The following is a 24,868-nucleotide window of genomic DNA, read 5'->3' as shown; positions in this document are numbered from 1 at the left end:
AGTACTAGGCGGGCGGCTGCCGGAGGCGGCGGTTGATTTCGCTGAAACCGGCCGTCACCGCGGCCAATTGGTCCGGGGTGAAGGCGTCGACGAAGAATTCGCGCACCGTTTCGACGTGGCCCGGGGCCGCCTGTTCGAGGCGCTCGCGCCCGGCCGCGGTGAGGCGCGCGTAGACCGCGCGCAGATCGGTGGCACAGCCGCGCCGGTCCACCAGCCCAGCCCTCTCCAGCTGGTCGATCTGGTAGGTGAGCTTGCTCTTGGAGTTGAGCAGCAGCGCGGCCAACTCGGTCATGCGCAGTTCGCCGCCGGGCGCGTCGTCCAGCCGGACCAGGATTTCGTATTGCAGGTGGGAGAGCCCGGAATCGCGCTCGAGTTGCCGGTCGATCCGCCGTTCCAGCGGGCCGGCCGCGTTCAGGAAGGCCAGCCAGGCCGCCCGTTCCTCGTCGTTCAGCCAGCGGGGACTCATCCGCCCAGGTTACAGCCGGTAGTTCGAGTTGGAATAACTCCGCGCCCGGCATGGTTCAAATCTGAACGATACGGTCCGTGCACCGAACGCGGTCCCTGTCCTCAGGAGCGACCATGAGCAGCACCCTCGTTGACGCCGGCATCCGGACCCGCGTGCGGATTCCGCTGGCCTTCGCCGACGGCTACTCGACCACCGCGCAGGCGGTCACCTTCGACGGCCTGGCCGACGGCCGCGAGCACGTCGCGCTCGTGCTCGGTGAGCCCGGCGCGACGCCGCTGGTGCGGCTGCACTCGGAATGCCTGACCGGCGATGTCTTCGGCTCCGCCCGCTGCGACTGCGGACCCCAGTTGCGCGAGGCGGTCGAGCGCATCGCCGGCGTCGGCGGCATCCTGCTCTATCGGCGCCAGGAGGGCCGCGACATCGGCCTCTACAACAAGCTCGACGCCTACGCCCTGCAGGACGCGGGCCTGGACACCTACCAGGCCAATACCGAACTCGGCTTCGATGAGGACGCACGCGACTACAGCGCCGCCGCCCAGATGCTGACCGCTCTCGGTGTCGGCGAATTCGACCTGCTCACCAACAATCCCGACAAGGTGCGCCAGCTGCGGGCCCTCGGCATGACCGTGCGCGACACGCTGCCTACCGGCGTCCACGCCAACCCCGCCAACCTGCGCTACCTGCGCGCCAAGGCCGACCACACCGGCCACACCATCCGCCTGGTCGGCTGATTCGAGAGGAGAAACCATGTCCGCGAACGAGACTCGCGAGCGGGTGGACCGGATGCCGGTGCTCTACCTGAGCCACGGCGCGCCGCCACTGGCCGAGGATCCGATCTGGCCGGGTCAGCTGGCCGCCTGGTCTGCCGAACTGCCCAGGCCCACGGCCATTCTCGTGGTCTCCGCGCACTGGGAGGACGCGCCCGTCACCCTCGGGGCGACCACGACCGTGCCGCTGCTCTACGACTTCTGGGGCTTCCCCGAGCACTACTACCGGGTGCGGTACGCGGCTCCGGGCGCACCGGAACTGGCGGCGAAAGTTCGTGCGCTGCTGGGTCGTCCGGGGCAGCCGGTGCACGAGGCGCCCACCCGCGGCCTCGACCACGGCGCGTACGTCCCGCTGGTGGAGATGTACCCCGACGCGGACATCCCGGTCCTGCAACTCTCGCTGCCGACCCTGGATCCGGTCGGTCTCTTCGACCTCGGCCGCCGCCTCGCGCCGCTGCGCGACGAGGGCATTCTCATCCTCGGCAGCGGCTTCTTCACCCACAATCTGCGCGAGGCGAACTTCGGTATGCCCAGCGACTTCGCGCCGGACTGGTCGAAGGAATTCGATCACTGGGGCGATGAGGCGCTGACCGCCGGTGATATCGACGCGCTGTTGAACTTCGAGCGCGCCGCGCCCGACGCGCGCCGCGCCCATCCCCGCACCGAGCATTTCGCGCCGCTGTTCGTGACGCTCGGGGCGGGTGCGGAGGAGTTGTCGTCGCAGCGCACCGCCATCGACGGCTTCTGGTACGGAATGGCCAAGCGCTCCATCCAGATCGGCTGAGCCCCGCGGCAACAGGTCGAGCCCTGCTCAGTTCTCCCGGCGCGCGGCGTTACTCGACAGCGTGGGCGGCTCGCAGGACGGGCCGTTCTCGTAGAGCGCGATCTTGTAGTCGAGGACGACCAGGGTGGAGCGCAACTCCTCGATCTGGTCGAGGACCTCGGCGCGGGTGCGGCGGAACATCTCCAGGCGCTCGGGATAGGTGTGCTGCCCGGCGCGGACCAGTTCCGCGTACTTCACCATGTCGGCGACCGACATGCCGGTCAGGCGCAGCTTGCCGATGAAGGCCAGCCATTCCAAATCGCGGTCACTGAATCGGCGCTGGCCGGAGTGGTCGCGCCCGACATAGTCCATCAGCCCGATGCGCTCGTACCAGCGCAGCGTGTCCCGGGTCAGGCCGCAGCGCTCGGAGACCTCGCCGATCGAATAGCGCGGCCGCTCGAACTCGACGGCATCGCGCGCGGCGTTCGGCCGCTGTACCGGTGGTGCGCTCATTGTTTCGCCCTCCTCCGACTTGCCGGTGGTGACCGGGTTGTCCACCTCGACGGTAGCGGGTTGGAGTGCACTCCAAGCAAGGCCCCGGGGGTGCGAAGTTTCGCCGCACCGCCGCGGCGGGCGATTCCGGGCCTACCCTGGGGACATGCCTGGAAAAGACATGGATCGGATCAGGGCGCGCTCGGCCCTCGAGGCGGCCAAGGAACAACCGGTGATCACGGCGATCGCCGCGCTGCCCGTGGTGGCGGTGCTGGCGGTGGTGTGGTGGCTGCTCGGCTTCTGGCCGGCGCTGCTGCTCCTGCTCGTCTTCGGCGGCGTGGTGGTCTGGAGGGGCAAGCTACTCGGCTGAGCCCGGCCGGAATTCGCCCCGCGCCACCAGGATTCGTCAGCGCGGTACGTGGAAGCGCACCAGCTCGCCCGTACCCGGGTCGGCGGCTGCCCACGGCCGGTCGAATTCGATGACCGCCAGCGCGGAGGTGGGGAATTTCGCGCTCAGCTCCTCGGCCGGTCCGGAATCGCGATTGGCCGCCAATTCCCATGCCGTCCAAGGCATTCCGGGGGAATGGCCGACCAGCAGCAGGGTCCCGATCGCGTCCTCGGTGAGCTGGATCAATTCGATGAGGGTGTGCGGGGACGCCTCGTAGATCGACTGCTCGTAGGACACCGGCGCGGCGATGCCGGTGGCCGCCAGGGTCTCCCGGGTGCGGGTGGAACTGGAACAGAGCACCGCGTCGATCGGCGGCTGGGTGGCGCGCAGCCAGTCCCCGGCCAGCGCGGCCTCGCGGCGCCCGCGCGGCGCCAGGGGGCGCTCGTGGTCGGGCACGCCGTCCGGGTAGCCGGATTTACCGTGCCGCATCAAGATGAGAGTCCGCACCATAGGCATTACGGTAAGTGTCCTCGAGTGCGCCATCGAGACCGGTCTCACAGCGGTGCCCGCCGGTGCCGTGTCGAGACTGTGCTCACACTCGAGGCACACTGAAGGTGGCGTCACATCGCAGTGCCGACACCCGATGGAATGCCGCCTATATTAGAACGTGTTCTACCGACCCTGCTCGAACCCGAGCGGAGTAGCACCACGCGACAGTTTCGAGGATCTGCGAGATATGGCCTATGTGATCACGCCGCGTTGTTGCAACGACGCCAGCTGCGTACCCGAGTGTCCGGTCGATTGCATTCGTCCCACGCCTGAGCAACGCGAGTTCGCCACGACCGAACAGCTCTACATCGACCCGGATACCTGCATCGACTGCGGCGCCTGTGTCGATGCCTGCCCGGTCGACGCGATCTTCTCCGAGGACGATCTGACCGCCTCGCTGGCTCGCTTCCGCGATATCAATGCCGCCTACTTCGGCCGGCATCCGCTGGAGTCCAACTTCGAGCCGCTGGTCGCGCCCTCCCGTGCGCCCAAGGAACTGGGCACGCTGCGGGTCGCCATCATCGGTGCGGGCCCCGCCGCCTGCTACGCCGCCGAGGAACTGCTGCGGCGCGCCGACGTCGAGGTGGAGCTGTTCGACCGGCTGCCCACTCCCTACGGCCTGGTGCGCGCCGGTGTCGCGCCCGACCACCCGGGCACCAAGAACGTGGCGGGCCTGTTCGAGTCGGCCTTCCGGCGCGAGGCGCTGGCCTACCGGTTGAATGTGGAAGTCGGCAAGCACATCTCGCACGCCGAACTGCTCGGCCACCACCACGCCGTCATCTACGCCGTCGGCGCGGCCACCGACCGCCACCTCGGCGTCCCCGGCGAGGACCTGCCCGGCAGCCATTCCGCCCCCGAGTTCGTGGCCTGGTACAACGGCCACCCGGACTTCGCCGACCGCGAGTTCGACCTCTCCGGCGAGCGGGCCGTCATCGTCGGCAACGGCAATGTGGCCCTGGACGTGGCCCGCGTGCTCACCGTGAACCCGGACGAACTGGCCAAGACCGATATCGCGGACCACGCCCTGGATGCGCTGCGCCGCAGCAATATCAAGGAGGTCGTGGTGCTGGGTCGGCGCGGTCCGCTGCAGGCCGCCTACACCTCGCCGGAATTCCTGGCCCTGGGGTATCTGAAGGGCGTCGACATCATCGTCGATCCCGAGGACCTGGTGCTGGACCCGGCCTCGCAGGCCGAACTGGACGACCCGCAGGTCGAGCCCTCGCTGCAGCTCAAGTACACCCTCGCCCAGGAATACGCCGCCGGGACCCGCAACCTGGACAACAGGCGAATCGTGTTCCGCTACCTGGTCTCTCCCACCGCCATCACCGGCGACGGGAAGGTCGAGGGCATCGAGTACGTGCACAACGAGCTGGTCGAGGAGAACGGCCGCACCGTGGCCCGCGCCTGCGATCGCACCGGCGCGCTGGAAGCGTCGCTGGTGCTGCGGTCCATCGGCTACAAGGGCGAGCCCGTCGCCGATGTCCCGTTCGACGAGTCCCGCGGCGTCATCCCCAATGACAAGGGCCGAGTCCTGGCCGACGGCAACCCGGTCCAGGGCGTGTACGTCTCGGGCTGGATCAAGCGCGGCCCGCGCGGCGTCATCGGCTCCAACCGCGTGGATTCGCAGGAGACCGTCGATGCGCTGATCGAGGACTTCACCAACGGCAAACTGGCTGCCCCGCAAGGCGACCGGGCCGCGCTGGACGCGCTGCTCGCCGAGCGTCAGCCCGATCAGATCGGCCGCGACGGCTGGAAGGCCATCGACACCGCCGAGAAGACGGCCGGCAAGGCCGGTGGCCGCCCGCGGGTGAAGTTCACCAAGATCGAGGACCTGCTCAAGGCCGCCAAGGGGTAGACCCTCGAAATCACAGCGGCCCCACCCGAATCCGGGTGGGGCCGCGGTGTTTCGGTGCTCGGCCTACTGAGCGCCGAGGTTGATGAGCAGCCCGTCCTTCGCGCACATGGACGGGTAGGCGGTGTCGGGCTGGGCATTGCACGACCAGCCGTTGCTGGTGGCGACATCGGTATCGCTGATGGTCTGCACGTACTGCGTCGCCACGTTGATGGCCTCGGTGCAGCCGACGGTGCCCGCCGGGGTGGCGACCGCGATCACCGTCCGCGTCCCGCCGCCCGCGTCGGTCACGGTGCCGCAGTTGACATTCCCCGCGGGCGCGGCCGACGTGGTGGTCGGCGGCGGAGTGGTGGTCGGCGGGGCGGGCGGCTTCGGGGCCGCGCCGCCGCGCAGGCCGATCAGGAAACCGTCCTTGAAGCAGATGCGCGGAACCGCGGTGTCGGGCTGGGCTTCGCAGGTCCAGCCGTCGATCTGGACGGCCTCGCCGGAACTGGTGCCCATGACGTAATGGGTGGCGACCGTGATGGCCTCGGTACAGCCGGGCACGCCCGCGGAACTGGCGTAGGCGATCACATCGGCGCTCTGCCCATTGGCTCCGGTCACCGGGCCGCAATTGACGTCGGCGGCGGACGGCGTGGTGGGCACCGGCGGCCGGGTCGGGTTGGGCGGCAGCGGTTTCGGGCTGACCGGGGGCGTGGTCGCCGTGGCCGGGGCGGTGGTGCCGCTCGCCGCGACCGTGGTCGAGGTGGTGTTCTTCGCCGAATCCTTGGAGTGACTGCACGCCGTGACCGCGACGACCAGCACGGGTGCGGCCGCGAGCAGCGCGAAGTGAGCGAATCGCACGGCGACGATCTCCTGTTCTCGACCGCCCCCTCGGCGATCGATCCGCCGCCCAGTCTCGCAGGCGAACCGCCAGCGAATGCGAAAGTTTGCGGGGATGTCGCGATATCTCAGCCGGGCAGCGGCCCGATGCGCACCGCAGTGGTGGTCACGCCGCCCACCACGAACCAAAGCCGTAGCGAGGGATGCCCGGTACGGTCGCCCGGCTCGTACCGGCTGCGCACGCTGATGTGTTGCCGGGCCAGCACCGGCGCGATGTACTCGATGACCGCGCGATGCGGCCCGGCCACCAGCTTCGGATAGTCGACCAGATACTGCTCCAGCACCTGCCAGTAGGCCGCGTTGTTCACGTGGTTGTACTGGTCGATATCGGTGGCGCGCACCGGAAACGGCAGATCCACATCCGATTCCGGCGGCGTCGGATCGGTCAGCCAGGGCCGCCAGCGCAGCCGGTGCTCATCGGTGGTGCGCCCGAGTTCGGCCAGGCCCTCGTCGCTGATCCGGGTCGGCATATTGGTGAACTCGTTGATATTGATCCAGAACCCCTCGGTCTCGATCAGACCGCCGTTCTCGCTGGTGATCCGCACCCGCATATTCGTCCACCGGGTGGACATGGCCGAACACCAGCGGCGCAATTCCACCCCGTCGGGCCAGTGGATCGGCCGCACCACGTCCACCACGGTGCGGCGCACGATCCAGGCCGGATCGGTCCGGTGGAAGAACCCGGATTGCATTTCCTCCCAGGCGATGTCCTGGAGATAGCGGGCCGCCGCGTCGAATCGCAGCCGGTGATAGGGATCCACATCGCCGGCCCGGACGGGCCACGCGGAAGCGAAGCCCATGCCCTCCTCGGGAAGCGGGGCGAGTGGCTCATCGAGTGACACTGGTGCTCCTCGTGCCGCACGCTCGTGGTACCCATCCAGCGTGCCGCATGTCTTTCCATAAGCACCCGGTGAGGTGCTTGCTGACCGAAGTCTGTGACACGACTCTACGGGGCGCGCAGGACACACTCGCGTCGAGTCACCTGTACTTCTGTTCTGCGAACGACAGTGTTTCTCGCACCCCGGGGTGATTACCGCGCACCCCGAAGGGAATGACACTGCGCCGCCCGCGCCGTAGCCTTACCTGTTGTAGATCCGGGCAGCCGGCAGCGAGGAGGACGACGCGGGTGGCCGCAGGGGACAGGGCCGGTTCGCGGTTCGGGCAGTACGAGTTGCGGCGGCTGCTCGGGGTCGGCGGCATGGGCGAGGTCTACGAGGCCTACGACACCGTCCGCGACCGCGTGGTCGCGGTGAAGCTGCTCGATGTCGATCTGGCGCGGCAGCCCAGTTACGTCGAACGCTTCCGTCGTGAATCCCGCACCGCCGCCAAACTGCAGGAGCCACACGTCATTCCGGTGCACGACTGGGGTGAGGTGGACGGCGTCCTGTTCATCGACATGCGCCTGGTCCGCGGCCGCGACCTCAAGGCCTACCTGCACGACGAGGGCCCGCTGCCACCCGAGCAGGCGGTCACCGTGGTGGAGCAGATCGCCGCCGCGCTCGACGCCGCCCACGAGAGCGGACTCGTCCACCGCGACGTCAAGCCCGCCAACGTTCTGCTCACCGGCGAAATGTTCGCCTACCTGGTGGATTTCGGCATCGCGCACACCGAATCCGACGTCCAGCTCACCCAGACCGGCAATGCCATCGGCTCCTTCGCCTACATGGCCCCGGAACGCTTCGAGCACAGCGCCACCGTCTCGGCGAGCGCCGACATCTACGCGCTGGCCTGTGTGCTCTACGAATCCCTCACCGGCGGACCGCCGTTCCGCACCGACGGCAATCTGGCCACCATCCGCGCCCACATGCTCACGCCCCCGCCGCGGCCCAGCGTCCGCGCGGGCGTCCCGGTCGGCTTCGACCAGGTGGTCGCCATCGGCATGGCCAAGGATCCGTCCCGCCGCTACGCCGGCGCCGGACAGCTGGCCCGGGCCGCCCGCGCCGCGCTGCTGCGGGCCGGGCACGGCGAACCCACCCGCACCACGGTCCCGCCCGCCCCGCCCACCAGCGGCAATCCCGCCGTGCCGCCGAGCCATTCGGGGCCGCAGTATCTCGACCACCCCTCCGGCCCCGCGCAGCCCTACGGCGGCGGTGCGCCGCCGCGGGGGACCGACCCGTCCGGGCCGGTCGACCACCCCCGCGGCCCGCAGCGCCCCGGGCCGGAGGATCCGTCGGGGCCGCAACGGCTTTCCGGTCCCGCGCAGTATTTCTCCGGTCCTGCGGAGCATTCCAGCGGCGAGCGCGTCGCCGGACCGCCGGTGTATTCGGGACCGGGCAACAACGATCCGACCGTGCTGCGCCGGTACGCGGCCGGGCCGCCCGGCTACCTGCCGGGCCGCGCCGATCCGGCCGCGCCGCGCGAACATCCCTCCGCGCCACTGCCTTTGCCGCCCGAGCCGCGCAACCGCCTGCCGCTGCTGGTGGGCGCGCTGATCGGCGTGGTGCTGGTGCTGGGCGGTGTGCTCGGCTGGGTCCTGCTGGCGGGCGGCAACGGCGGCACCGACGACAACTCACTCGGCACCACGACGGTGACCGGCGGGGCGACGACCACTTCGGGCTACCGCGCCACCACTGCGGCCCCGACCACCACCCTGGTCCCCTTCACCGGCTCCGTGTCCGGCACGGACGCCGGGGGATTCACCGGCCAGCGCCCGCACTGCAATTCCGACGACCCGGCCATGGCCATCGGCCGTACCGACAAGTCCCGCCTCGTCGTCTGCCGCACCTCCGGCGGCCGCTTCTACTACGTGGGCCTGCGCATCAGCGACGGAGCGGGCATCCAGCTCGACGACCCGGTCCCCGACGGCACCGGCGGCTACACCGTCACCAACCCCACCGACGGCACCCAGTACCGCATCACCGCCTACAGCCTGGTCATCAGCAACGGCGGCCAGGTCGCGGCCAACGAATCCATGCGCGAATACGCCCACCGCTGAGCCGGATCCGACGAAATCCCTCGTGTCCGATGGATGATCGTTGGCAGGGCCCGGACGCATCGGCTAGGTTCGGCTGTATCCGCAGGTGGATTGATCGGAGTTGATCGGGAATGCGCGCAGCCGTCGTGAGCAAGTTGGAGGGTCCCGAGTCCATCGAGGTGGTCCAGGTTCCCGAACCCGCCGTGTATCCCGGCGGCGTTCTCATAGATGTGCACGCGGCGGGCATCGCCTTCCCGGACGTGCTCATGACCCGCGGGCTGTACCAGATGAAGCCGCCGCTGCCCTATGTCGTGGGCTGCGAGGTCGCGGGCATCGTGCGGGAAGCGCCCGCGGACGCCCACGTGCGCGCCGGTGATCGGGTGGTGGCGCTGACCCTGCTCGGCAATGCCGCCGCCGAAGTGGCCGTGGCCCCGGTCGACATGGTGTTCAAACTGCCCGACAACGTGTCGCTGGAAGCCGGTGCGGGCGTGCTGTTCAACGACCTCACCGTGCACTTCTGCCTACGCAACCGGGGCCGCCTCGCCGAGGGCGAGACGGTCCTGGTGCACGGCGCCGCGGGCGGCATCGGTACCTCCACGCTGCGCATGGCCCAGGCGCTCGGCGCGGGCCGCGTGATCGCGGTGGTCTCCACCGAGGAGAAGGCGGAGGTCGCGCGGGCCAATGGCGCCACCGACGTGGTGCTCACCGACGGCTGGCTGGACGCGGTCAAGGAACTCACCGCGGGCCGCGGCGTCGACATCGTGCTCGACCCGGTCGGCGGCGACCGCTTCACCGACTCCATCCGCTCGCTGGCCTCGGCCGGACGTCTGCTGGTGGTCGGCTTCACCGCCGGTGACATCCCCACCGTCAAGGTGAACCGTCTGCTGCTCAAGAATGTCGAGGTGGTCGGCGCGGCCTGGGGCGAATGGGCCATGTCGCATCCGGGCTATCTGGCCGAACAGTGGGCCGAGGTGGAGCCGCTGCTCGCCAACGGCAAGATCGCCCCGCCGGATCCGGTGCTCTACACCCTCGACCACACCGCCGAGGCCGTCTCCGCCCTCGATCGGCGCACCGCCACCGGCAAGGTCGTCGTCACGCTGCGCTGATCACCTGGTGCCGGGTGCGGAGCAGCGCTACGGTGCTGAATCGTGAAGCTGTCCAACCGGATTCTCAACCGGACGCTGCTCGCGCGTCAGCACCTGCTGGAGCGGACCACGCTGGGCCCGCACGAACTGTGCGACCACCTGATCGGTCTGCAGGCGCAGGACACGCTGCCGCCGTTCATCGCATTGTGGAGTCGCGCGGTCGATTTCGATCCGGCGACGGTGTCGAAGGCTCTCGAGGACCGCTCGCTGGTGCGAATCACGTTGATGCGGGGCACCATTCACCTGGTTACCCCGCCGGACGCGCTGCGCATCGCCCCGCACATCCAGCCGGAGCTCGAGAAGATCCCGTTCCGCAAGGGCTTCAACTACGGTGCCCTCGTCGGGCTCGATCCGGAAGCCGTTCGCGCACGCGGTGAATCGGTGCTGGGCGAGGAGCCGATGCCCGCCGCAACCCTGCGCGAGCACGCCGCCGAGCTCTACCCCGATCGCGATCCGGGCGCGGTCGTCCAGGCGTGGCTGTATCAACTCCCCGTCCTGCAGACCCCGCCGCGCGGCCGCTGGGGCGACAGCAGCCGCCCGGTCTGGTCCCGCGTGCAGCCCTGGCTCGGCGCACCCCTGGATCCGGACTATCCGCTGGCGGAACTGCTGCTGCGCTACCTGCGCGCCTTCGGCCCGGCCACCACCATGGACATGCAGACCTGGTCCAAGCTCACCGGAATCAAGCGGGCCGTCGATGAACTCGGCGACCGCGTCGTCACCCACACCGACGAGCGCGGCCGCACCCTCTACGAAGCCGCCGACGCCGTCCTCGCCGACCCGGATCTCCCGGCCCCGGTCCGCCTGCTCGGCTGGTACGACAACGCCATCCTGTCCCACCAGGACCGCACCCGCATCGTCCCCGACGGCAATGCCCCGCCCCTGCGCGCCTTCGCCAACCAGGTCGCACCGATACTGGTGGACGGCTACCTCGCAGCCGTCTACAAGGTGTTCGCCAAGGGCGACACCGCGCGGCTGCGAATCACCCCGCACACCTGGCTGTCTCGCACCGATCGCACCGCCGTCGAGTCGGAAGCCCATGCCCTGCTGGCCTTCCTGGAACCCGATCGCACCCCCGCCGTCGAAATCCTGGATCCGGGAGCCGATCTGCGCCCCTAGTGCGCGGCCCGATACGCGGGCGCCTTGCTCGACCCCGACGGCGCCAGCGTGCGCAACAGCGGCAGCGTGCGATGCGCCACCACCGTGGACAACACCACCACGCTGTGCGACCGCACCACCGAACTCGTCTTGTCGATGCTCAGCAGCACCGCCTGCAATCCCGCGTGCGAATCGGCCCCGATCCGGCACAGCACATCGCCCGAGCCGGTCGTCGCGTACGCCTCCAGCACCCCCGGAATCGCGTCGAGCTCGGCGCTGACCGCGTCCAGCGCACCCTGGGCGATCTCCAGCGTCACGAACGCCTGCACGTCGAAACCCGCTGCCGTGACATCGATCTGCGGATCATAGGAGGCGATCACGCCCGCCTCCTCCATGCGCGCGATGCGCGACTGCACCGTGGCGCGGGCGACCCGGGTGCGGCGGGACAGTTCGAGAATGCCGGCCTTCTGGTACTCGTGCATGGCGGTGAGGATGGCCAGATCCAGCTCATCCAGCCGGGCGGGCGTGCGGGACATGGCGGGAACCTCCGTCGTGAGTTCACTGCTATTCAAATTGTCCAGCACCAGCGGGCAGATGGTGGTGCAATTCACCAGAGTGTCCAGTGGAATTCGGCGATATTGCCTAGTCTCGACCCCTGGGTTCTCCTGGGCACATGAGCATCGACGCAGCACACCAGCGCATCGACGGACACCCTCCCGCCCGCTCCGGCGACCTGCCCGGCGACGACGAATTGCGCCGCCTCGTCGGCCTGGTGGACCACGATGCCGCCGCCGACCCGTTCCCCGTGCTGGGCTGGGACGCGGTGGTGTGGGCGGTCGGCAATGCCACCCAGACCGCCCACTTCCTGCAGTCCGCCTTCGGCATGCGACTGGAGGCGTACTCCGGCCCCGAGACCGGCAATCGGGACCACAAGGCGTTCGTGCTGCGCAGCGGCGGTGCTCGATTCGTCGTCAAGGGCGCGGTGGATCCGGCCAGTCCGCTGGTGGCGCACCACGATCGGCACGGGGACGGGGTGGTCGACATCGCGCTCGAGGTCCCCGACGTGGACCGCTGCATCCGCCGCGCCCGTGCCCAGGGCGCCACCGTGCTCGCCGAACCCCACGACGAGACCGACGATTACGGCACCGTCCGCACCGCCGCCATCGCCACCTACGGCGACACCCGGCACACCCTGGTCGACCGCTCCCGCTACTACGGCCCCTATCTGCCCGGGTATGTCCCGCGACACTCCGCCTACGCCCCGCGAGCCGGGCAACCCAAGCGCATCTTCCAGGCCATCGACCACGTGGTCGGCAATGTGGAGCTGGGCCGGATGGACGAATGGGTCGAGTTCTACCGGCGCGTCATGGGATTCGAGAACATGGCCGAATTCGTCGGCGACGACATCGCCACCGAGTACTCGGCCCTGATGAGCAAGGTGGTGGCCAACGGCAACCACCGCGTCAAGTTCCCGCTCAACGAACCCGCCCCCAGCCGCAAGCGCTCCCAGATCGACGAATACCTGGAGTTCTATCAGGGGCCGGGCGTCCAGCACATCGCCCTGGCCACCGGCGACATCCTCACCGCCGTCGACGTGCTGCGCCGCGAGGGCATCGAATTCCTCGACACGCCCGACAGCTACTACGAGGACCCAGAGCTGCGCGCCCGCATCGGCCACGTCCGCGTGCCCGTCACCGAACTCCAGCGCCGCGGCATCCTGGTCGACCGCGACCAGGACGGCTACCTGCTGCAGATCTTCTGCAAACCCATCACCGACCGACCCACGGTGTTCTTCGAACTCATCGAACGCCACGGCTCGCTGGGTTTCGGCAAGGGCAACTTCAAGGCCCTGTTCCAGGCGATCGAGCGCGAGCAAGAAGCGCGCGGAAACCTCTGACCGTCACGTCACTTCGCATTCCGGTACCGTCCAGACCATGAACTCAGATGGTTCGCGGCCGTCTCGATTCTGGACTGACGGAGCGGGGGAGCGAAGCGGAGGAGGGAAGAATCGAGACCTCAGGGCCGCGAACCCGCCCCGGGGCGAAGCGGAGGGGCAAATCGGGCACCGCGATTGTCACGGGGTTGAGCCTCGCGCTGCTGCTGTCGGCGTGCGGGGGAAGCAACGATTCCAGCGACCAGCCCGGGTTCAAACCACCGGCGAAGGTGGCCACACTCGGGCCGTTCGTGGGGGAGTGCGGCCACCTCACCGACGACGAGGTGCGCGACCTGGGCGGGCTCGGCAGCCTCACCACCGTCTTCAAGAACTCCGTCGGCTGCAACTGGCAGGCCGGCGGAATCAGTTCCTCCAGCGTCACTTTCGCCTCCTACCGCGGCAGCCCCATCGACCGCGAGAAGGCGTGGGTGGCCAGCGTCGGGCGCGCCCCCGACACCATCGAGGTCGGCGGCAAGAAGGGCTTCCAGGCCCTCGACCCCAGCAATGCCGTCTGCGACCTCGCCGTGCAACTCGACGACGACTTCTTCGAATGGTCCATCTCCTACGGCGCGTTCAGCAGCGGCGGCCTCGGCAACCCCTGCGACCGCACCCGCAAGATGGCCGAACTGACCGTGCAGCGGCTCGGATGAGAGGGACCGTGATGCGCTCCCGGACCGCCCTGGCCCTGACCGTGCTCGCCCTGACCGTCACCCTGGCCGGCTGCGGCAAGACCGTGCCCGGCACCGCGCTCCCCGCGGGCGGCACCGCCGGCACCGGCGGCACCACCCGGATCAACACCAATTTCGACAAGCTGCTGCGCGAGTGCACGGTGGTCGCCATCGACGACATCGGCAAGTCGGTCGGCGACAACATGTACGTGGAGCCGTCTTTCAACGGCGCGGTCTGCATGTGGAATCTCACCGGCGGCGCCGCGGGCAGCGGCATGGTGACCCTCAGTTGGTACGAGGAGGGTTCGCTCGGCAATGAGAAGCAGAACAACGACCGCCTGAAATATGTGAGCAACGACATAACCGTGCAGGGCCGCCGCTCGGTGGAAACCCGCCGCCCCAACGATCCGGACTCGTGTGGCGTGAGCGCCCCGGCCGCGGACGCGGGCATCGTCGGCTGGTGGGTCAACTATCGCAGCGGATCCGCGCACGCCGATCCCTGCGATGCGGCTCGCAAGCTGGTCGAGTTGACGTTGAACCTGGCTCGATAAGCCCTCTACCAGCCCCGCTCGAGGGACCCCTTTTTGCCCCCTTCAAAGCCTGCGGGTATCGTGGACCGCTGTGCCCGGAAGCATTCGGGCAAGTTCGTAAGCAGTACGTAGGCCAGTGAGAGCGGCTGACCATTTCAGCGTGCCTTGAATTTGGCCTCTGAGCTGCGTACGACACGCCCGACCTCGTGGAGCTGAAATGCCGCGAGAACAGGGCGGAAAGCTCGAATGACAAAGACATGAAGTTCCAGACACCTGGTTACTAAAAGGAAAGCCGGTCTATGCCAACCATCAACCAGCTGGTCCGCAAGGGTCGCCGCGACAAGGTCGCCAAGACCAAGACTGCGGCCCTCCAGGGGAGCCCGCAGCGTCGTGGCGTGTGCACCCGCGTGTACACCACGACCCCGAAGAAGCCGAACTCCGCGCTGCGTAAGGTCGCGCGTGTTCGCCTGACCAGCGCGGTCGAGGTCACGGCTTACATCCCCGGTGAGGGCCACAACCTGCAGGAGCACTCGATGGTGCTCGTCCGCGGCGGTCGTGTGAAGGACCTCCCGGGTGTGCGCTACAAGATCATCCGCGGTTCGCTCGACACCCAGGGTGTCAAGAACCGCAAGCAGGCCCGCAGCCGCTACGGCGCCAAGAAGGAGAAGAGCTAATGCCGCGTAAGGGTCCCGCTCCCAAGCGTCCCCTGATCAACGACCCGGTCTACGGCTCCCCGCTGGTGACGCAGCTGGTCAACAAGATCCTGCTGGACGGCAAGAAGTCCACCGCCGAGCGCATCGTCTACGGTGCCCTCGAGCAGGCTCGTGAGAAGACCGGCACCGACCCGGTCGTCACCCTCAAGCGCGCGCTGGACAACGTCAAGCCCGCCCTCGAGGTCAAGCCCCGCCGCGTCGGTGGCGCCACCTACCAGGTGCCGGTCGAGGTCCGTCCGGGCCGCGCCAACACCCTGGCGCTGCGCTGGCTGGTCAACTACTCCCGCGCCCGTCGCGAGAAGACCATGATCGAGCGTCTGGCCAACGAGCTGCTGGACGCCAGCAACGGCCTGGGCGCTTCGGTGAAGCGTCGTGAGGACACCCACAAGATGGCCGAGTCGAACCGGGCCTTCGCGCACTACCGCTGGTGACCTGTGGCCCGGCCCTCCGTTCGGAGTAGCCGGGAGACGAGTCACATGCTGGGCGCGGCACTCACGCGCTGCGCCCAGCGTTGACACCGAGGGCCTCGGAAAACCTGAAGCCCTAATCCCGTTGAATCCCAACTAGCTACGAGCGGGGAAGATTTCCGTGGCACAGGACGTGCTCACCGACCTGAACAAGGTCCGCAACATCGGCATCATGGCCCACATCGATGCCGGTAAGACGACGACTACCGAACGCATCCTCTTCTACACCGGTATCACCTACAAGATCGGTGAGGTGCACGACGGCGCCGCCACCATGGACTGGATGGCGCAGGAGCAGGAACGCGGCATCACCATCACGTCGGCCGCGACGACCTGTTTCTGGAAAGACAACCAGATCAACATCATCGACACCCCCGGCCACGTGGACTTCACGGTCGAGGTCGAGCGTTCGCTGCGCGTCCTCGACGGCGCCGTCGCGGTGTTCGATGGCAAGGAAGGCGTCGAGCCCCAGTCCGAGCAGGTCTGGCGCCAGGCCGACAAGTACGACGTCCCGCGCATCTGCTTCGTCAACAAGATGGACAAGCTGGGCGCCGACTTCTACTTCACCGTCCAGACCATCATCGACCGCCTGGGCGCGAAGCCGCTGGTCATCCAGCTGCCGATCGGCGCCGAGGACCAGTTCGAGGGCATCGTCGACCTGGTCGAGATGAACGCCAAGGTCTGGAAGGGCGAGACCAAGCTCGGCGAGCAGTACGAGGTCGTCGAGATCCCGGCCGACCTCAAGGAGCGCGCCGAGGAGTACCGCCAGCAGCTGCTGGAGACCGTCGCCGAGTCCGATGAGGCGCTGCTGGAGAAGTTCTTCGGCGGCGAGGAGCTCTCGATCGAGGAGATCAAGGGCGCGATTCGCAAGATGACCGTCAACTCCGAGCTCTACCCGGTGCTGTGCGGTTCCGCGTTCAAGAACAAGGGCGTGCAGCCCATGCTCGACGCGGTCATCGACTACCTGCCGACCCCGCTGGACGACGGCGGCGCCGACGGCCACGTGCCGAACAAGGAAGACGAGATCATCCACCGCGATGCCTCCGTCTCCGAGCCGTTCGCCGCGCTGGCGTTCAAGGTCGCGACCCACCCGTTCTTCGGCAAGCTGACCTACGTGCGCGTGTACTCGGGCAAGGTCGACTCCGGCGCCCAGGTCATCAACTCGACCAAGGGCAAGAAGGAGCGTCTGGGCAAGCTGTTCCAGATGCACTCCAACAAGGAGAACCCGGTCACCGAGGCCCAGGCCGGCCACATCTACGCGGTCATCGGCCTGAAGGACACCACCACCGGTGACACCCTGTGCGACCCGCAGGCGCAGATCGTGCTCGAGTCCATGACCTTCCCGGACCCGGTCATCGAGGTCGCGATCGAGCCGAAGACCAAGGCCGACCAGGAGAAGCTGGGCACCGCGATCCAGAAGTTCGCGGAAGAGGACCCCACCTTCAACGTGAAGCTGGACCAGGAGACCGGCCAGACCGTCATCGGCGGCATGGGCGAGCTCCAGCTCGACATCTACGTCGACCGCATGAAGCGCGAATTCAAGGTCGAGGCCAACATCGGTAAGCCGCAGGTGGCCTACCGTGAGACCATCACCAAGCCGGTCGACAAGTACGAGTACACCCACAAGAAGCAGACCGGTGGTTCGGGCCAGTTCGCCCGCGTCATCATCGGCCTGGCTCCGCTGGTCGACGCCGAGGACGGCGCTACCTACGAGTTCCAGAACAAGGTCACCGGTGGCCGCGTTCCTCGTGAGTACATCCCCTCGGTCGACGCCGGTATCCAGGACGCCATGCAGTACGGTGTGCTCGCCGGGTTCCCGCTGGTCAACGTGAGTGCCTCGCTGCTCGACGGCGCCTACCACGAGGTCGACTCCTCGGAAATGGCGTTCAAGATCGCCGGCGCGATGGCCCTCAAGGAAGCGGCCCGTAAGGCCGGTCCGGTGATCCTCGAGCCGCTCATGGCGGTCGAGGTCATCACGCCCGAGGATTACATGGGCGAAGTGATCGGCGACCTGAACTCCCGCCGTGGCCAGATTCAGGCCATGGAGGAACGCAGTGGTGCCCGTGTCGTCAAGGCGCTGGTTCCGCTCTCGGAGATGTTCGGCTACATCGGTGAACTGCGGTCGAAGACCCAGGGCCGAGCGAACTTCTCGATGGTGTTCAACTCGTACGCGGAGGTTCCGGCCAACGTGTCGAAGGAGATCATCGCCAAGGCGACCGGCGAGTAGTTCGCTGCCGGGGCGGGTTTGGAAGAATCCGCCCCGAGTCGGTCGTCTGAACGACCCCTGTTATAAAAACCGCACTGCTGCAGAAGCACGCACAACTAGTCCAGGAGGACCACAGTGGCGAAGGCGAAGTTCGAGCGGACGAAGCCCCACGTCAACATCGGCACCATTGGTCACGTCGACCACGGCAAGACCACGCTGACTGCCGCGATCACCAAGGTGCTGGCTGACAAGTACCCGGATCTGAACGCGGCCTTCGCGTTCGATCAGATCGACAAGGCGCCGGAGGAGAAGGCTCGTGGTATCACGATCAACATCTCCCACGTCGAGTACCAGACCGAGAAGCGCCACTACGCGCACGTCGACGCCCCGGGCCACGCGGACTACATCAAGAACATGATCACCGGTGCCGCCCAGATGGACGGCGCGATCCTGGTCGTGGCCGCCACCGACGGCCCGATGCCGCAGACCCGTGAGCACGTGCTGCTCGCCCGCCAGGTCGGCGTTCCTTACATCCTTGTCGCGCTGAACAAGTCCGACATGGTCGACGACGAGGAAATCCTCGAGCTCGTCGAGATGGAGGTCCGCGAGCTGCTGGCTTCGCAGGAGTTCGACGAGGATGCCCCCGTCGTGCGCGTCTCCGGCCTGAAGGCGCTCGAGGGCGACCCGAAGTGGACCGAGTCCATCGTCGAGCTGATGAACGCCGTCGACGAGTCGATCCCGGACCCGGTCCGTGAGACCGACAAGCCGTTCCTGATGCCGATCGAGGACGTCTTCACGATCACCGGTCGTGGCACCGTCGTCACCGGTCGTATCGAGCGTGGCATCATCAACGTGAACGAGGAAGTCGAGATCGTCGGCATCCGCGAGAAGACCACCAAGACCACCATCACCGGCATCGAGATGTTCCGCAAGCTGCTGGACAACGGCCAGGCGGGCGACAACGTCGGTCTGCTGGTCCGTGGCATCAAGCGCGAAGATGTCGAGCGTGGCCAGGTTGTCATCAAGCCGGGCACCACGACCCCGCACACCGAGTTCGAGGGCCAGGCGTACATCCTGTCGAAGGACGAGGGTGGCCGCCACACCCCGTTCTTCAACAACTACCGCCCGCAGTTCTACTTCCGTACCACCGACGTGACCGGCGTCGTGACCCTCCCCGAGGGCACCGAGATGGTCATGCCGGGCGACAACACCGAGATGAGCGTCAAGCTCATCCAGCCGGTCGCCATGGACGAGGGCCTGCGTTTCGCGATCCGTGAGGGTGGCCGCACCGTCGGTGCCGGTCGCGTCACCAAGATCGTCAAGTGATTCCCTGAATCGCTGACAGACGGCGTCGCTCCGAAAGGGGCGGCGCCGTTTGGCTTTTGGCATGAAAGAGGGCCGCTCCCGTTGTGGGGCGGCCCTTTTGGTGTTTCGAACTAGCGAACAGTGGTCGCGGCCACCGCGCCCAGTAGCCGACCGGATTCGAAAGCGGCTGCGGCGGTGGGTAGTTGGGCGGGGCGGCCGGAGGCGAGTACGCGGACGGTGGCGGTGCCGGTGGTGGGGCGGTCGAGGGCGTCCATGCGGCGCAGGGTTTGGCCTGCGACGGCTTCGGCGCTGTCGAAGACGCGGACGCCCGGGGGGAGGGCGGTGAGGATGTCGTCGAGGACCAGGGGGTAGTGGGTGCAGCCCAGGACGATGCCCTCGGTGTCGGCGGGGGTGCGGGATGCGGCGGCGGTGATGGATTCGGCGATGACGGGAAGGTCGCCGCGGTCGATGGCGTCGGCGAGGCCGTGGCAGGCGACGCCGGTGATGTCGGCCTCGCCGCCGAAGCGGGCGATCAGGTCGGCCTGGTAGGCGCTGGCGGTGGTGGCCGCGGTGGCCCAGACCGCAACCTTGGAGCAAGCGGCGGCGGCGGGCTTGATGGCGGGGACGGTGCCGATCACGGGCACGGTGTCGCCGACCATGGCGCGGACGTGTTCGAGGGCGGTGACGCTGGCCGTATTGCAGGGCAGCACAATGACTTCCGCGCCTTCGCGGAGGGCGAGGCGGGCGGTCTCCAGTACCCGGTCGATGACCCACTGCTCCGGTTTCGGTCCCCAGGGCGCGCCGTCGGGATCATTGAGCAGCAGCAGGTCGAGATCGGGCCGCAGCTTCCGCAACCAGGCGGCCGTGGGCAGCAGCCCCAGTCCGGAGTCGATGAGCGCGACGATCACACCCGCCACGGTAGTGAAGACACCTACCGAACCGCGAACCGCGGGTGGAATCCGGGGCCGGAGACGACCCGGGGGACTATCCGACCGCGGCCTGTGGGCGCAGGTTGGCGGCGAGCTCGGCGCGGGCCTTCATGACCTTGCCGACCATGCTCGCGCCCACCACGGCGACCAGTTCGCCCGTGCGCAGGTAGTGGGCGAGGAACTTGCGACCCTGGTCCTCGACGATGCGGATCTCGTCGGCCAGCGCCGGCACGCCGAGCACCTGAATCTTCATGTCGTACTGGTCGCTCCACACGTAGGGCACCTGGACCTCCGCGGTCGCTTCGGTGCCCAGCAGCGCGGCGGCCAGAGTCCGGGCCTGCTCCCCGGCATTGGTCCAGTGCTCGACGCGCCGGTTGCCGCCGGTGGCGTGCGGCCAGGCGGCCACGTCGCCGACGGCCCACACGCCGGGTACCGCGGTCTGCCCGGTCCCGTCGGCGAGCACGCCGCCCCCGTCGGCCGGTGTGGCGAGCGGGATGCCCGAGCCCTCCAGCCAGCCGGTGACCGGCACCGAGCCGATGCCGATGACCACCAGATCGGCGTCCAGGACGCCGCCGTCGGCCAGCCGCACCCCGCTGACCGAGTCGCCGTCGGTGACAAGCGATTCCACCCCGATCCCGCAGCGGACCGCCACGCCCTCGGCCTCGTGCAGCCGCGCCACGAGTGCGCCGACCTGCTCTCCGAGCGCGGCGAACAGGGGAGTGGGCTGGGGTTCCACGATGGTCACGTCGAGGTCGCGGGCGCGGAAGCTTGCCGCGAGTTCGCAGCCGATGAAGCCCGCGCCCACGATGACGGCCTTGCGCGCGCCACCGAGGTGGTCGCGCAGTGCGGCGGCGTCGGCGTGCGAGCGCAGCACGTGCACCCCGGAGACCTCGGGCAGGTTCGGGATGCGCCGCGGCCGCAGCCCGGTGGCGATGACCAGGGCGTCGTATCCGGTCTCGGTGTCGTCGCTCAGCCGCACCCGCCGCGCGGCGGTGTCGACGCCGGTGGCGGTCACGCCCAGCCGCAGCCGGATCCGCCGCTCGGTGAAGAATTCCGCGGGCCGCAGCGCGGTGTCGTCGGTCTCGCCGCGCATGTACTGCTTGGACAGCGGCGGCCGGTCGTAGGGCGCTCGGTTCTCATCCCCGAGCAGGGTGATTTCCCCGGCGTAACCCGCACGTCGCAGTTCCTCGGCGGTCCGCAATCCAGCGAGCCCAGCGCCAACAATTAGAACGTGTTCTACCGACTGCGACATGGGCCAACCATATCGGTTCCCGAGGTCGCGCGCCGATGTGTCGCCCGTCACACCCGAACTGCGGCCGAAGCGTATCCGGGCATTTATTGATCGGGCGGTCAATCAGGAATACAACGGGATCAGAACATATTCCCTGGCCTTTCAAAGGAGGCATTCCATGTTCACCGTGAGTCGTGCGGAGCAGGCCGTAACGGTCGTGCTCGGCGCAGTCGCCGCGCTGTCCCCGATCTGGGTGGCGCACAGCAGCCGTGCCCTGTGGACCCTCGTGGTGCTCGGCGTGCTGATCGCGCTCGCGGGCCTGGCGCAGATGGCGGGCCGGGCCCCCGGTTCGGTCGGTTACGCACTCGGCGTGCTGGGCGTCCTGACGTTCATCTCCCCGTGGGTGATGAACTTCCACTCCTACAGCGGCGCTTCCTGGGTCGCGTGGATCGTGGGTGCGTTGACGGTGGTGGTCGCATTGGCCGAAATGCCCGAGGTTGCGGGTCGTTTCGGTGCTACCACGCACTGACCGGTAGCGGATGCGCCGACCTCGAACCCGCGGTGCGGGACCCCGCGAGGCCGGCGTGTCCTCACGTTATGCTTGTCGTCTACGTCCGCCCGACCGGTGGCGGCAGCCTCCGCTGGCCAGCGTGAGGAGGATTCCGAGCAGTGCCTACACCAGGCAGGGCAGAACCCGCATCCCGACGGGTGGGGCGTTCGCCGCAGCAAGAAGGTCGACGGGGACGCTCGCCAGCTCATCCTGGATGCCGCCGAAAAACTATTCGCGGCCAATGGATTCGACGCGACCCCCACGGCGTCCATCGCCGAGGCGGCCGGGGTGCCCAAGGGCCTCATCTTCTACTACTTCCCGACCAAGGACGCGATGCTGTCGGCTCTCATGGCCGAGCGCGTCCCGAAGCAGCCGCTCGATGACATCGAGTCGGTGGTGGTGCCGGGTGATCCGGCCAAGAGCCTGGTCAATATGGACGCCGCGCTGAATCTGCGTGACAACCGCTCCTCGGTGCTGCGGGTGATCATGTGGCGCGAGGCCGATACCCATCCCGATGTGCGGAAACAATTGTGCCGCATGCGTGATCCGCTGCTGGACGTGACGGCGCGGGTGCTGGCGGCGAGCTCGCCGGGGCCGGTGCAGCCGGGTACGTTGCGGGCGTGCGCGGCGGCGTGGGTGTCGGCCATGCTGGCCATCGCGAGCACCGATCGGCTGCATGCCCTGGACGGCGTGCCGCTGCCGACGACCGACGAGATCATGAATGTGGCGCAGGTGGTGGCGGCGGGCATGAGCCAAATGGGCTGAGCCGCTGCGGTCGGCGAGATCCGGACTCCGTCCGGCTGCCGAACCTGCGTCAATACCCCAATGCCCTTGTCGTGAGCCGGTTTCGGGTCGCGAATACACACACCTTCGCCGCAACCCGACTCGCACCCGGTGGGGCGGGCCGGTAAGAATGTCGGCCATGGATGCCGATTTCACTGCCGGTCCGGGGGATTCACGCTCCGCGCGCCAGCCGGGTTACCGCCTCACCCACCCGGACACCTCGTCGCCGGGCACCTCGCCGAACCCGGTGCTCACCGGCATCGACACCGGTGGCCACGGCGGGCCGGGCCGCAATGGCCAGGATCCGGCCGCGCAGTGGTCGGCCGCGCCCGTAACCCTGCGCACCCCACCGGAATCCGAGGGGCTGCCGCGCCGCCTGGCTCCCGACCTGCCCCAGCGCACCGCGGATCCGGAGGCGGTGGCCGCCCGGCTGGCCGCCGAGGGGGAGCCGTTCGGGGCCCGCATCACCACCGACCGCGAACCGTTCGCCGTGCCCAGCCCGGTCGAGTCCTTCGGGTCGCAGCCCGGCCCGGGCGAGTCGCTCTATGCCCGAACCCGGCCCACCACTGCGTCATTCACCCGCGTCGAGCCGGAGAGCGAACCCTTCGCCGTGGTTCCCGCTCCCGAGCTCGGGAGCCCGGCCGAGCACGCCGCTGTCAACGGCTCGCCGTTCGGCGCGCGCATCGAGATCGACGAGGAGGTTTCGGTGGTGACCCCGGCCGTCGAGGTTCAGGCCCCGGTCGGCCGCCGCTACGCGCCGGACCCTGAGCCGGTCGTGCACCCGGATGCCCCGGCCCGGCTGGAGCGCCTGGAGGCCGTCGCCGCTTCCCTGCGCGACAGCATCGAGGAAGCCACGGCGGTGCCCCAGCGTCCGGCGAGTGTCCCCTCCCGGCGGCGCGCGGCTCCCGAGCCCGCCCCGGAACCCGCTGCGGCACCGGCGGATTCGACCCCGTCCGAATCCAAGGCCGCGGAGTTCCGCGCCTCCGACGCCAGCATCGACCTGCACCACATCATGCGACTGCTGACCGCCAGCCACGATCTGGAGGTGGCCGCCCAGGCCGCCGAGTCCGGCGCGGGCAGCGTGGCCGAGCTGACGGAGGCGGCTCACCGCACCCGCGCGGCCGCGGTGGAAATCGTGGCGGCCTGGTACGGCGGTTCGGATCACATGCGGAAATTCGGCGAGGTGCTGTTACAGGCCGCGGCTGAAAGCTCCCCCGCCTCCCCGTGACTTCGGCGGCCGGCTTCGGGACGTAGCCCGTTTCGTACCCGTGCCGCGGTTGGGTGCCGAAACGATTTCGGACGTACCCGGTGAGTTACCCCGACCGTTACGAGATCGGTCGTCGCCTAGGCTTCGGACAGAGGGCTCTCGGAACACGGATGCGGGAGGCGTGTTGAGCGATACCGGCGTGGCGACGAATGCCTTGACGGCGGCCGCGGTGAAGGCGGAATTGGCGATGCTCGCCGATCCGGCCGACGCCGTGCAGCTGCAACGGTTCTTCAAGACCGGGCCCGGGGATTACGGGGAGGGTGATGTTTTTCTCGGCGTCCGGGTTCCGCAGACCCGGAAGGTCGTGAAAGGTTTCGCGGGCCTGCCGCTTTCGGAGATCGATGTGCTGCTCGACAGTCCGGTGCACGAGCACCGGCTGGCCGGGCTGGTGATTCTGAACGGTGCGATGGCGAAGGCGACGCGCAAACGCGGGGGCGACGAGACGCGGCAGCGGGAAATCGTCGATCTGTATCTGGCCGCGGTAAAGCGGGGGCGCGTCAACAACTGGGATCTGGTCGACGCGTCGGCGGAGTTCGTGCTCGGCCCGTGGTTGTTCGAGCGCCCGCGGGATCTGCTCTTCGAATTCGCGGCGGGGGATTCGCTGTGGGAGCGGCGGGTGGCACTGCTCACCACTTTCGCCTTCATCAAACAGGGCGATACCGCGACCACGCTGGAACTGTGCGAACGATTGCTCCCCGATCGGCGCGATCTGATTCAGAAGGCGGTCGGCTGGATGCTGCGGGAGATCGGGAAACGGGTCGATGCGGCGATTCTGCTCGGATTTCTGGACGCGCACGCCGCGGCGATGGGCCGGACCGCGCTGAGTTACGCGACCGAGCATCTGACCCCTGAGCAGCGGATTCATTACCGCGCGCAGCGGTGAGCGCGACGCTGCCGGATTGCTGTGAGGAACGGCTCGGGCCGAAAAAGCCGACTGTTCATTCTGTGTTCAGGTGTCGTTAACCTAGTGTCG

General features: G+C 68.4%; 26 protein-coding genes. 18 read left to right on the top strand and 8 right to left on the bottom strand.

Annotated features, from left to right (window positions below):
• Positions 1–4 precede the first annotated feature (4 nt).
• Positions 5–466, bottom strand: coding sequence for a MarR family winged helix-turn-helix transcriptional regulator (locus NS2_RS27885; RefSeq protein ID WP_033090341.1), 462 nt, complete (start codon positions 464–466; stop codon positions 5–7).
• A 113-nt stretch (positions 467–579) separates the two neighbouring features.
• Here NS2_RS27885 and NS2_RS27880 point away from each other — a divergent pair, with 113 nt between their 5' ends.
• On the top strand, positions 580–1,197 hold the full coding sequence (locus tag NS2_RS27880) for a GTP cyclohydrolase II (RefSeq protein WP_147207340.1): 618 nt from the start codon (positions 580–582) through the stop codon (positions 1,195–1,197).
• A gap of 16 nt (positions 1,198–1,213) precedes the next feature.
• On the top strand, positions 1,214–2,017 hold the full coding sequence (locus tag NS2_RS27875) for a dioxygenase family protein (protein WP_033090339.1): 804 nt from the start codon (positions 1,214–1,216) through the stop codon (positions 2,015–2,017).
• Between the two features lie 27 nt (positions 2,018–2,044).
• On the opposite strand, the gene NS2_RS27870 is transcribed toward NS2_RS27875, so the two are convergent.
• Positions 2,045–2,509 carry a MerR family transcriptional regulator gene (locus NS2_RS27870; RefSeq protein ID WP_045439186.1) on the bottom strand — a complete coding sequence of 155 codons (465 nt, stop codon included), beginning with the start codon at positions 2,507–2,509 and terminating at the stop codon, positions 2,045–2,047.
• Positions 2,510–2,654: 145 nt separating this feature from the next.
• Between NS2_RS27870 and NS2_RS27865 the strand changes: the two genes are divergently transcribed.
• Positions 2,655–2,858, top strand: a complete 204-nt coding sequence (locus tag NS2_RS27865; RefSeq protein ID WP_033090338.1) for a hypothetical protein — start codon at positions 2,655–2,657, stop codon at positions 2,856–2,858.
• A 36-nt stretch (positions 2,859–2,894) separates the two neighbouring features.
• Here the strand turns inward: NS2_RS27865 and NS2_RS27860 are convergent, their stop codons facing one another.
• Positions 2,895–3,386, bottom strand: coding sequence for a SixA phosphatase family protein (locus tag NS2_RS27860; RefSeq protein ID WP_033090337.1), 492 nt, complete (start codon positions 3,384–3,386; stop codon positions 2,895–2,897).
• A 226-nt stretch (positions 3,387–3,612) separates the two neighbouring features.
• Here NS2_RS27860 and NS2_RS27855 point away from each other — a divergent pair, with 226 nt between their 5' ends.
• A complete protein-coding gene (locus tag NS2_RS27855) occupies positions 3,613–5,280 on the top strand; it encodes an FAD-dependent oxidoreductase (RefSeq protein ID WP_033090336.1) in 1,668 nt (555 codons plus the stop codon).
• Between the two features lie 63 nt (positions 5,281–5,343).
• On the opposite strand, the gene NS2_RS36355 is transcribed toward NS2_RS27855, so the two are convergent.
• Positions 5,344–6,120 carry a hypothetical protein gene (locus tag NS2_RS36355; RefSeq protein ID WP_033090335.1) on the bottom strand — a complete coding sequence of 259 codons (777 nt, stop codon included), beginning with the start codon at positions 6,118–6,120 and terminating at the stop codon, positions 5,344–5,346.
• 107 nt (positions 6,121–6,227) lie between these two features.
• On the bottom strand, positions 6,228–7,001 hold the full coding sequence (locus NS2_RS27845) for an acyl-[acyl-carrier-protein] thioesterase (protein ID WP_033090334.1): 774 nt from the start codon (positions 6,999–7,001) through the stop codon (positions 6,228–6,230).
• Between the two features lie 284 nt (positions 7,002–7,285).
• Here NS2_RS27845 and NS2_RS27840 point away from each other — a divergent pair, with 284 nt between their 5' ends.
• The 3 genes from NS2_RS27840 to NS2_RS27830 all read left to right on the top strand — a co-directional run bounded on the left by NS2_RS27840 (position 7,286) and on the right by NS2_RS27830 (position 11,334).
• A complete protein-coding gene (locus NS2_RS27840; protein WP_045439176.1) occupies positions 7,286–9,094 on the top strand; it encodes a serine/threonine-protein kinase in 1,809 nt (602 codons plus the stop codon).
• A 110-nt stretch (positions 9,095–9,204) separates the two neighbouring features.
• Positions 9,205–10,179, top strand: coding sequence for an NADPH:quinone oxidoreductase family protein (locus NS2_RS27835; RefSeq protein WP_033090332.1), 975 nt, complete (start codon positions 9,205–9,207; stop codon positions 10,177–10,179).
• A 42-nt stretch (positions 10,180–10,221) separates the two neighbouring features.
• Positions 10,222–11,334 (top strand): winged helix DNA-binding domain-containing protein, encoded by a 1,113-nt coding sequence (locus NS2_RS27830; protein WP_033090331.1) that lies wholly within the window; start codon positions 10,222–10,224, stop codon positions 11,332–11,334.
• Here NS2_RS27830 and NS2_RS27825 read toward each other — a convergent pair.
• Complete coding sequence (locus NS2_RS27825; protein ID WP_033090347.1) at positions 11,331–11,849, bottom strand: Lrp/AsnC family transcriptional regulator; 519 nt, start codon at positions 11,847–11,849, stop codon at positions 11,331–11,333. The two genes, NS2_RS27830 and NS2_RS27825, sit on opposite strands and share 4 nt — an antisense overlap.
• 137 nt (positions 11,850–11,986) lie before the next feature.
• Between NS2_RS27825 and hppD the strand changes: the two genes are divergently transcribed.
• The 7 genes from hppD to tuf all read left to right on the top strand — a co-directional run bounded on the left by hppD (position 11,987) and on the right by tuf (position 19,156).
• A complete protein-coding gene (hppD, locus tag NS2_RS27820; protein ID WP_081986240.1) occupies positions 11,987–13,210 on the top strand; it encodes a 4-hydroxyphenylpyruvate dioxygenase in 1,224 nt (407 codons plus the stop codon).
• A 185-nt stretch (positions 13,211–13,395) separates the two neighbouring features.
• On the top strand, positions 13,396–13,896 hold the full coding sequence (locus tag NS2_RS27815) for a DUF3558 domain-containing protein (protein ID WP_155241560.1): 501 nt from the start codon (positions 13,396–13,398) through the stop codon (positions 13,894–13,896).
• An 11-nt stretch (positions 13,897–13,907) separates the two neighbouring features.
• Positions 13,908–14,465 (top strand): DUF3558 domain-containing protein, encoded by a 558-nt coding sequence (locus tag NS2_RS27810; RefSeq protein ID WP_033090330.1) that lies wholly within the window; start codon positions 13,908–13,910, stop codon positions 14,463–14,465.
• A 278-nt stretch (positions 14,466–14,743) separates the two neighbouring features.
• The gene (rpsL, locus tag NS2_RS27805) at positions 14,744–15,118 is read left to right on the top strand and encodes a 30S ribosomal protein S12 (protein ID WP_033090329.1); all 375 of its coding nucleotides are present in this window, start codon (positions 14,744–14,746) and stop codon (positions 15,116–15,118) included.
• Complete coding sequence (rpsG, locus tag NS2_RS27800) at positions 15,118–15,588, top strand: 30S ribosomal protein S7 (protein ID WP_030517120.1); 471 nt, start codon at positions 15,118–15,120, stop codon at positions 15,586–15,588. Before rpsL ends, rpsG begins: the two co-directional genes overlap by 1 nt.
• 157 nt (positions 15,589–15,745) lie before the next feature.
• Positions 15,746–17,851, top strand: a complete 2,106-nt coding sequence (fusA, locus tag NS2_RS27795) for an elongation factor G (RefSeq protein WP_033090328.1) — start codon at positions 15,746–15,748, stop codon at positions 17,849–17,851.
• Positions 17,852–17,965: 114 nt separating this feature from the next.
• Positions 17,966–19,156 (top strand): elongation factor Tu, encoded by a 1,191-nt coding sequence (gene tuf, locus NS2_RS27790; protein ID WP_033090327.1) that lies wholly within the window; start codon positions 17,966–17,968, stop codon positions 19,154–19,156.
• A 110-nt stretch (positions 19,157–19,266) separates the two neighbouring features.
• Here tuf and NS2_RS27785 read toward each other — a convergent pair whose 3' ends face one another.
• Positions 19,267–20,043 (bottom strand): glutamate racemase, encoded by a 777-nt coding sequence (locus tag NS2_RS27785; RefSeq protein WP_033090344.1) that lies wholly within the window; start codon positions 20,041–20,043, stop codon positions 19,267–19,269.
• A gap of 76 nt (positions 20,044–20,119) precedes the next feature.
• Complete coding sequence (locus NS2_RS27780; protein ID WP_033090326.1) at positions 20,120–21,316, bottom strand: NAD(P)/FAD-dependent oxidoreductase; 1,197 nt, start codon at positions 21,314–21,316, stop codon at positions 20,120–20,122.
• A 157-nt stretch (positions 21,317–21,473) separates the two neighbouring features.
• Between NS2_RS27780 and NS2_RS27775 the strand changes: the two genes are divergently transcribed.
• The 4 genes from NS2_RS27775 (at position 21,474) to NS2_RS27760 (ending at position 24,778) form a co-directional block, all read left to right on the top strand.
• Positions 21,474–21,824, top strand: coding sequence for an SPW repeat domain-containing protein (locus tag NS2_RS27775; protein WP_033090325.1), 351 nt, complete (start codon positions 21,474–21,476; stop codon positions 21,822–21,824).
• A gap of 228 nt (positions 21,825–22,052) precedes the next feature.
• The gene (locus tag NS2_RS27770) at positions 22,053–22,610 is read left to right on the top strand and encodes a TetR/AcrR family transcriptional regulator (RefSeq protein WP_033090343.1); all 558 of its coding nucleotides are present in this window, start codon (positions 22,053–22,055) and stop codon (positions 22,608–22,610) included.
• 157 nt (positions 22,611–22,767) lie between these two features.
• Positions 22,768–23,856, top strand: a complete 1,089-nt coding sequence (locus tag NS2_RS27765) for a hypothetical protein (protein WP_033090324.1) — start codon at positions 22,768–22,770, stop codon at positions 23,854–23,856.
• A gap of 226 nt (positions 23,857–24,082) precedes the next feature.
• A complete protein-coding gene (locus NS2_RS27760; protein ID WP_045439189.1) occupies positions 24,083–24,778 on the top strand; it encodes a DNA alkylation repair protein in 696 nt (231 codons plus the stop codon).
• Positions 24,779–24,868 lie beyond the last annotated feature (90 nt).

The sequence above is a fragment of the Nocardia seriolae NBRC 15557 genome, assembly GCF_007990715.1.
Lineage (GTDB): Bacteria > Actinomycetota > Actinomycetes > Mycobacteriales > Mycobacteriaceae > Nocardia > Nocardia seriolae.
This window is presented reverse-complemented; position numbering and strand designations above follow the sequence as displayed.

Excerpts from the sequence above, each read along its gene's own strand:
- NS2_RS27810 (WP_033090330.1), top strand. The coding sequence starts at position 13,908 with ATGCGCTCCCGGACCGCCCTGGCCCTGACCGTGCTCGCCCTGACCGTC.
- rpsL (WP_033090329.1), top strand. The coding sequence starts at position 14,744 with ATGCCAACCATCAACCAGCTGGTCCGCAAGGGTCGCCGCGACAAGGTC.
- NS2_RS27835 (WP_033090332.1), top strand. The coding sequence starts at position 9,205 with ATGCGCGCAGCCGTCGTGAGCAAGTTGGAGGGTCCCGAGTCCATCGAG.
- NS2_RS27885 (WP_033090341.1), bottom strand. The coding sequence starts at position 466 with ATGAGTCCCCGCTGGCTGAACGACGAGGAACGGGCGGCCTGGCTGGCC.
- NS2_RS27870 (WP_045439186.1), bottom strand. The coding sequence starts at position 2,509 with ATGAGCGCACCACCGGTACAGCGGCCGAACGCCGCGCGCGATGCCGTC.
- NS2_RS27775 (WP_033090325.1), top strand. The coding sequence starts at position 21,474 with ATGTTCACCGTGAGTCGTGCGGAGCAGGCCGTAACGGTCGTGCTCGGC.
- NS2_RS27865 (WP_033090338.1), top strand. The coding sequence starts at position 2,655 with ATGCCTGGAAAAGACATGGATCGGATCAGGGCGCGCTCGGCCCTCGAG.
- NS2_RS27765 (WP_033090324.1), top strand. The coding sequence starts at position 22,768 with ATGGATGCCGATTTCACTGCCGGTCCGGGGGATTCACGCTCCGCGCGC.
- hppD (WP_081986240.1), top strand. The coding sequence starts at position 11,987 with ATGAGCATCGACGCAGCACACCAGCGCATCGACGGACACCCTCCCGCC.
- NS2_RS27875 (WP_033090339.1), top strand. The coding sequence starts at position 1,214 with ATGTCCGCGAACGAGACTCGCGAGCGGGTGGACCGGATGCCGGTGCTC.
- NS2_RS27860 (WP_033090337.1), bottom strand. The coding sequence starts at position 3,386 with ATGGTGCGGACTCTCATCTTGATGCGGCACGGTAAATCCGGCTACCCG.
- NS2_RS27760 (WP_045439189.1), top strand. The coding sequence starts at position 24,083 with ATGCTCGCCGATCCGGCCGACGCCGTGCAGCTGCAACGGTTCTTCAAG.
- NS2_RS27780 (WP_033090326.1), bottom strand. The coding sequence starts at position 21,316 with ATGTCGCAGTCGGTAGAACACGTTCTAATTGTTGGCGCTGGGCTCGCT.
- rpsG (WP_030517120.1), top strand. The coding sequence starts at position 15,118 with ATGCCGCGTAAGGGTCCCGCTCCCAAGCGTCCCCTGATCAACGACCCG.
- NS2_RS27855 (WP_033090336.1), top strand. The coding sequence starts at position 3,613 with ATGGCCTATGTGATCACGCCGCGTTGTTGCAACGACGCCAGCTGCGTA.
- NS2_RS27880 (WP_147207340.1), top strand. The coding sequence starts at position 580 with ATGAGCAGCACCCTCGTTGACGCCGGCATCCGGACCCGCGTGCGGATT.
- NS2_RS27825 (WP_033090347.1), bottom strand. The coding sequence starts at position 11,849 with ATGTCCCGCACGCCCGCCCGGCTGGATGAGCTGGATCTGGCCATCCTC.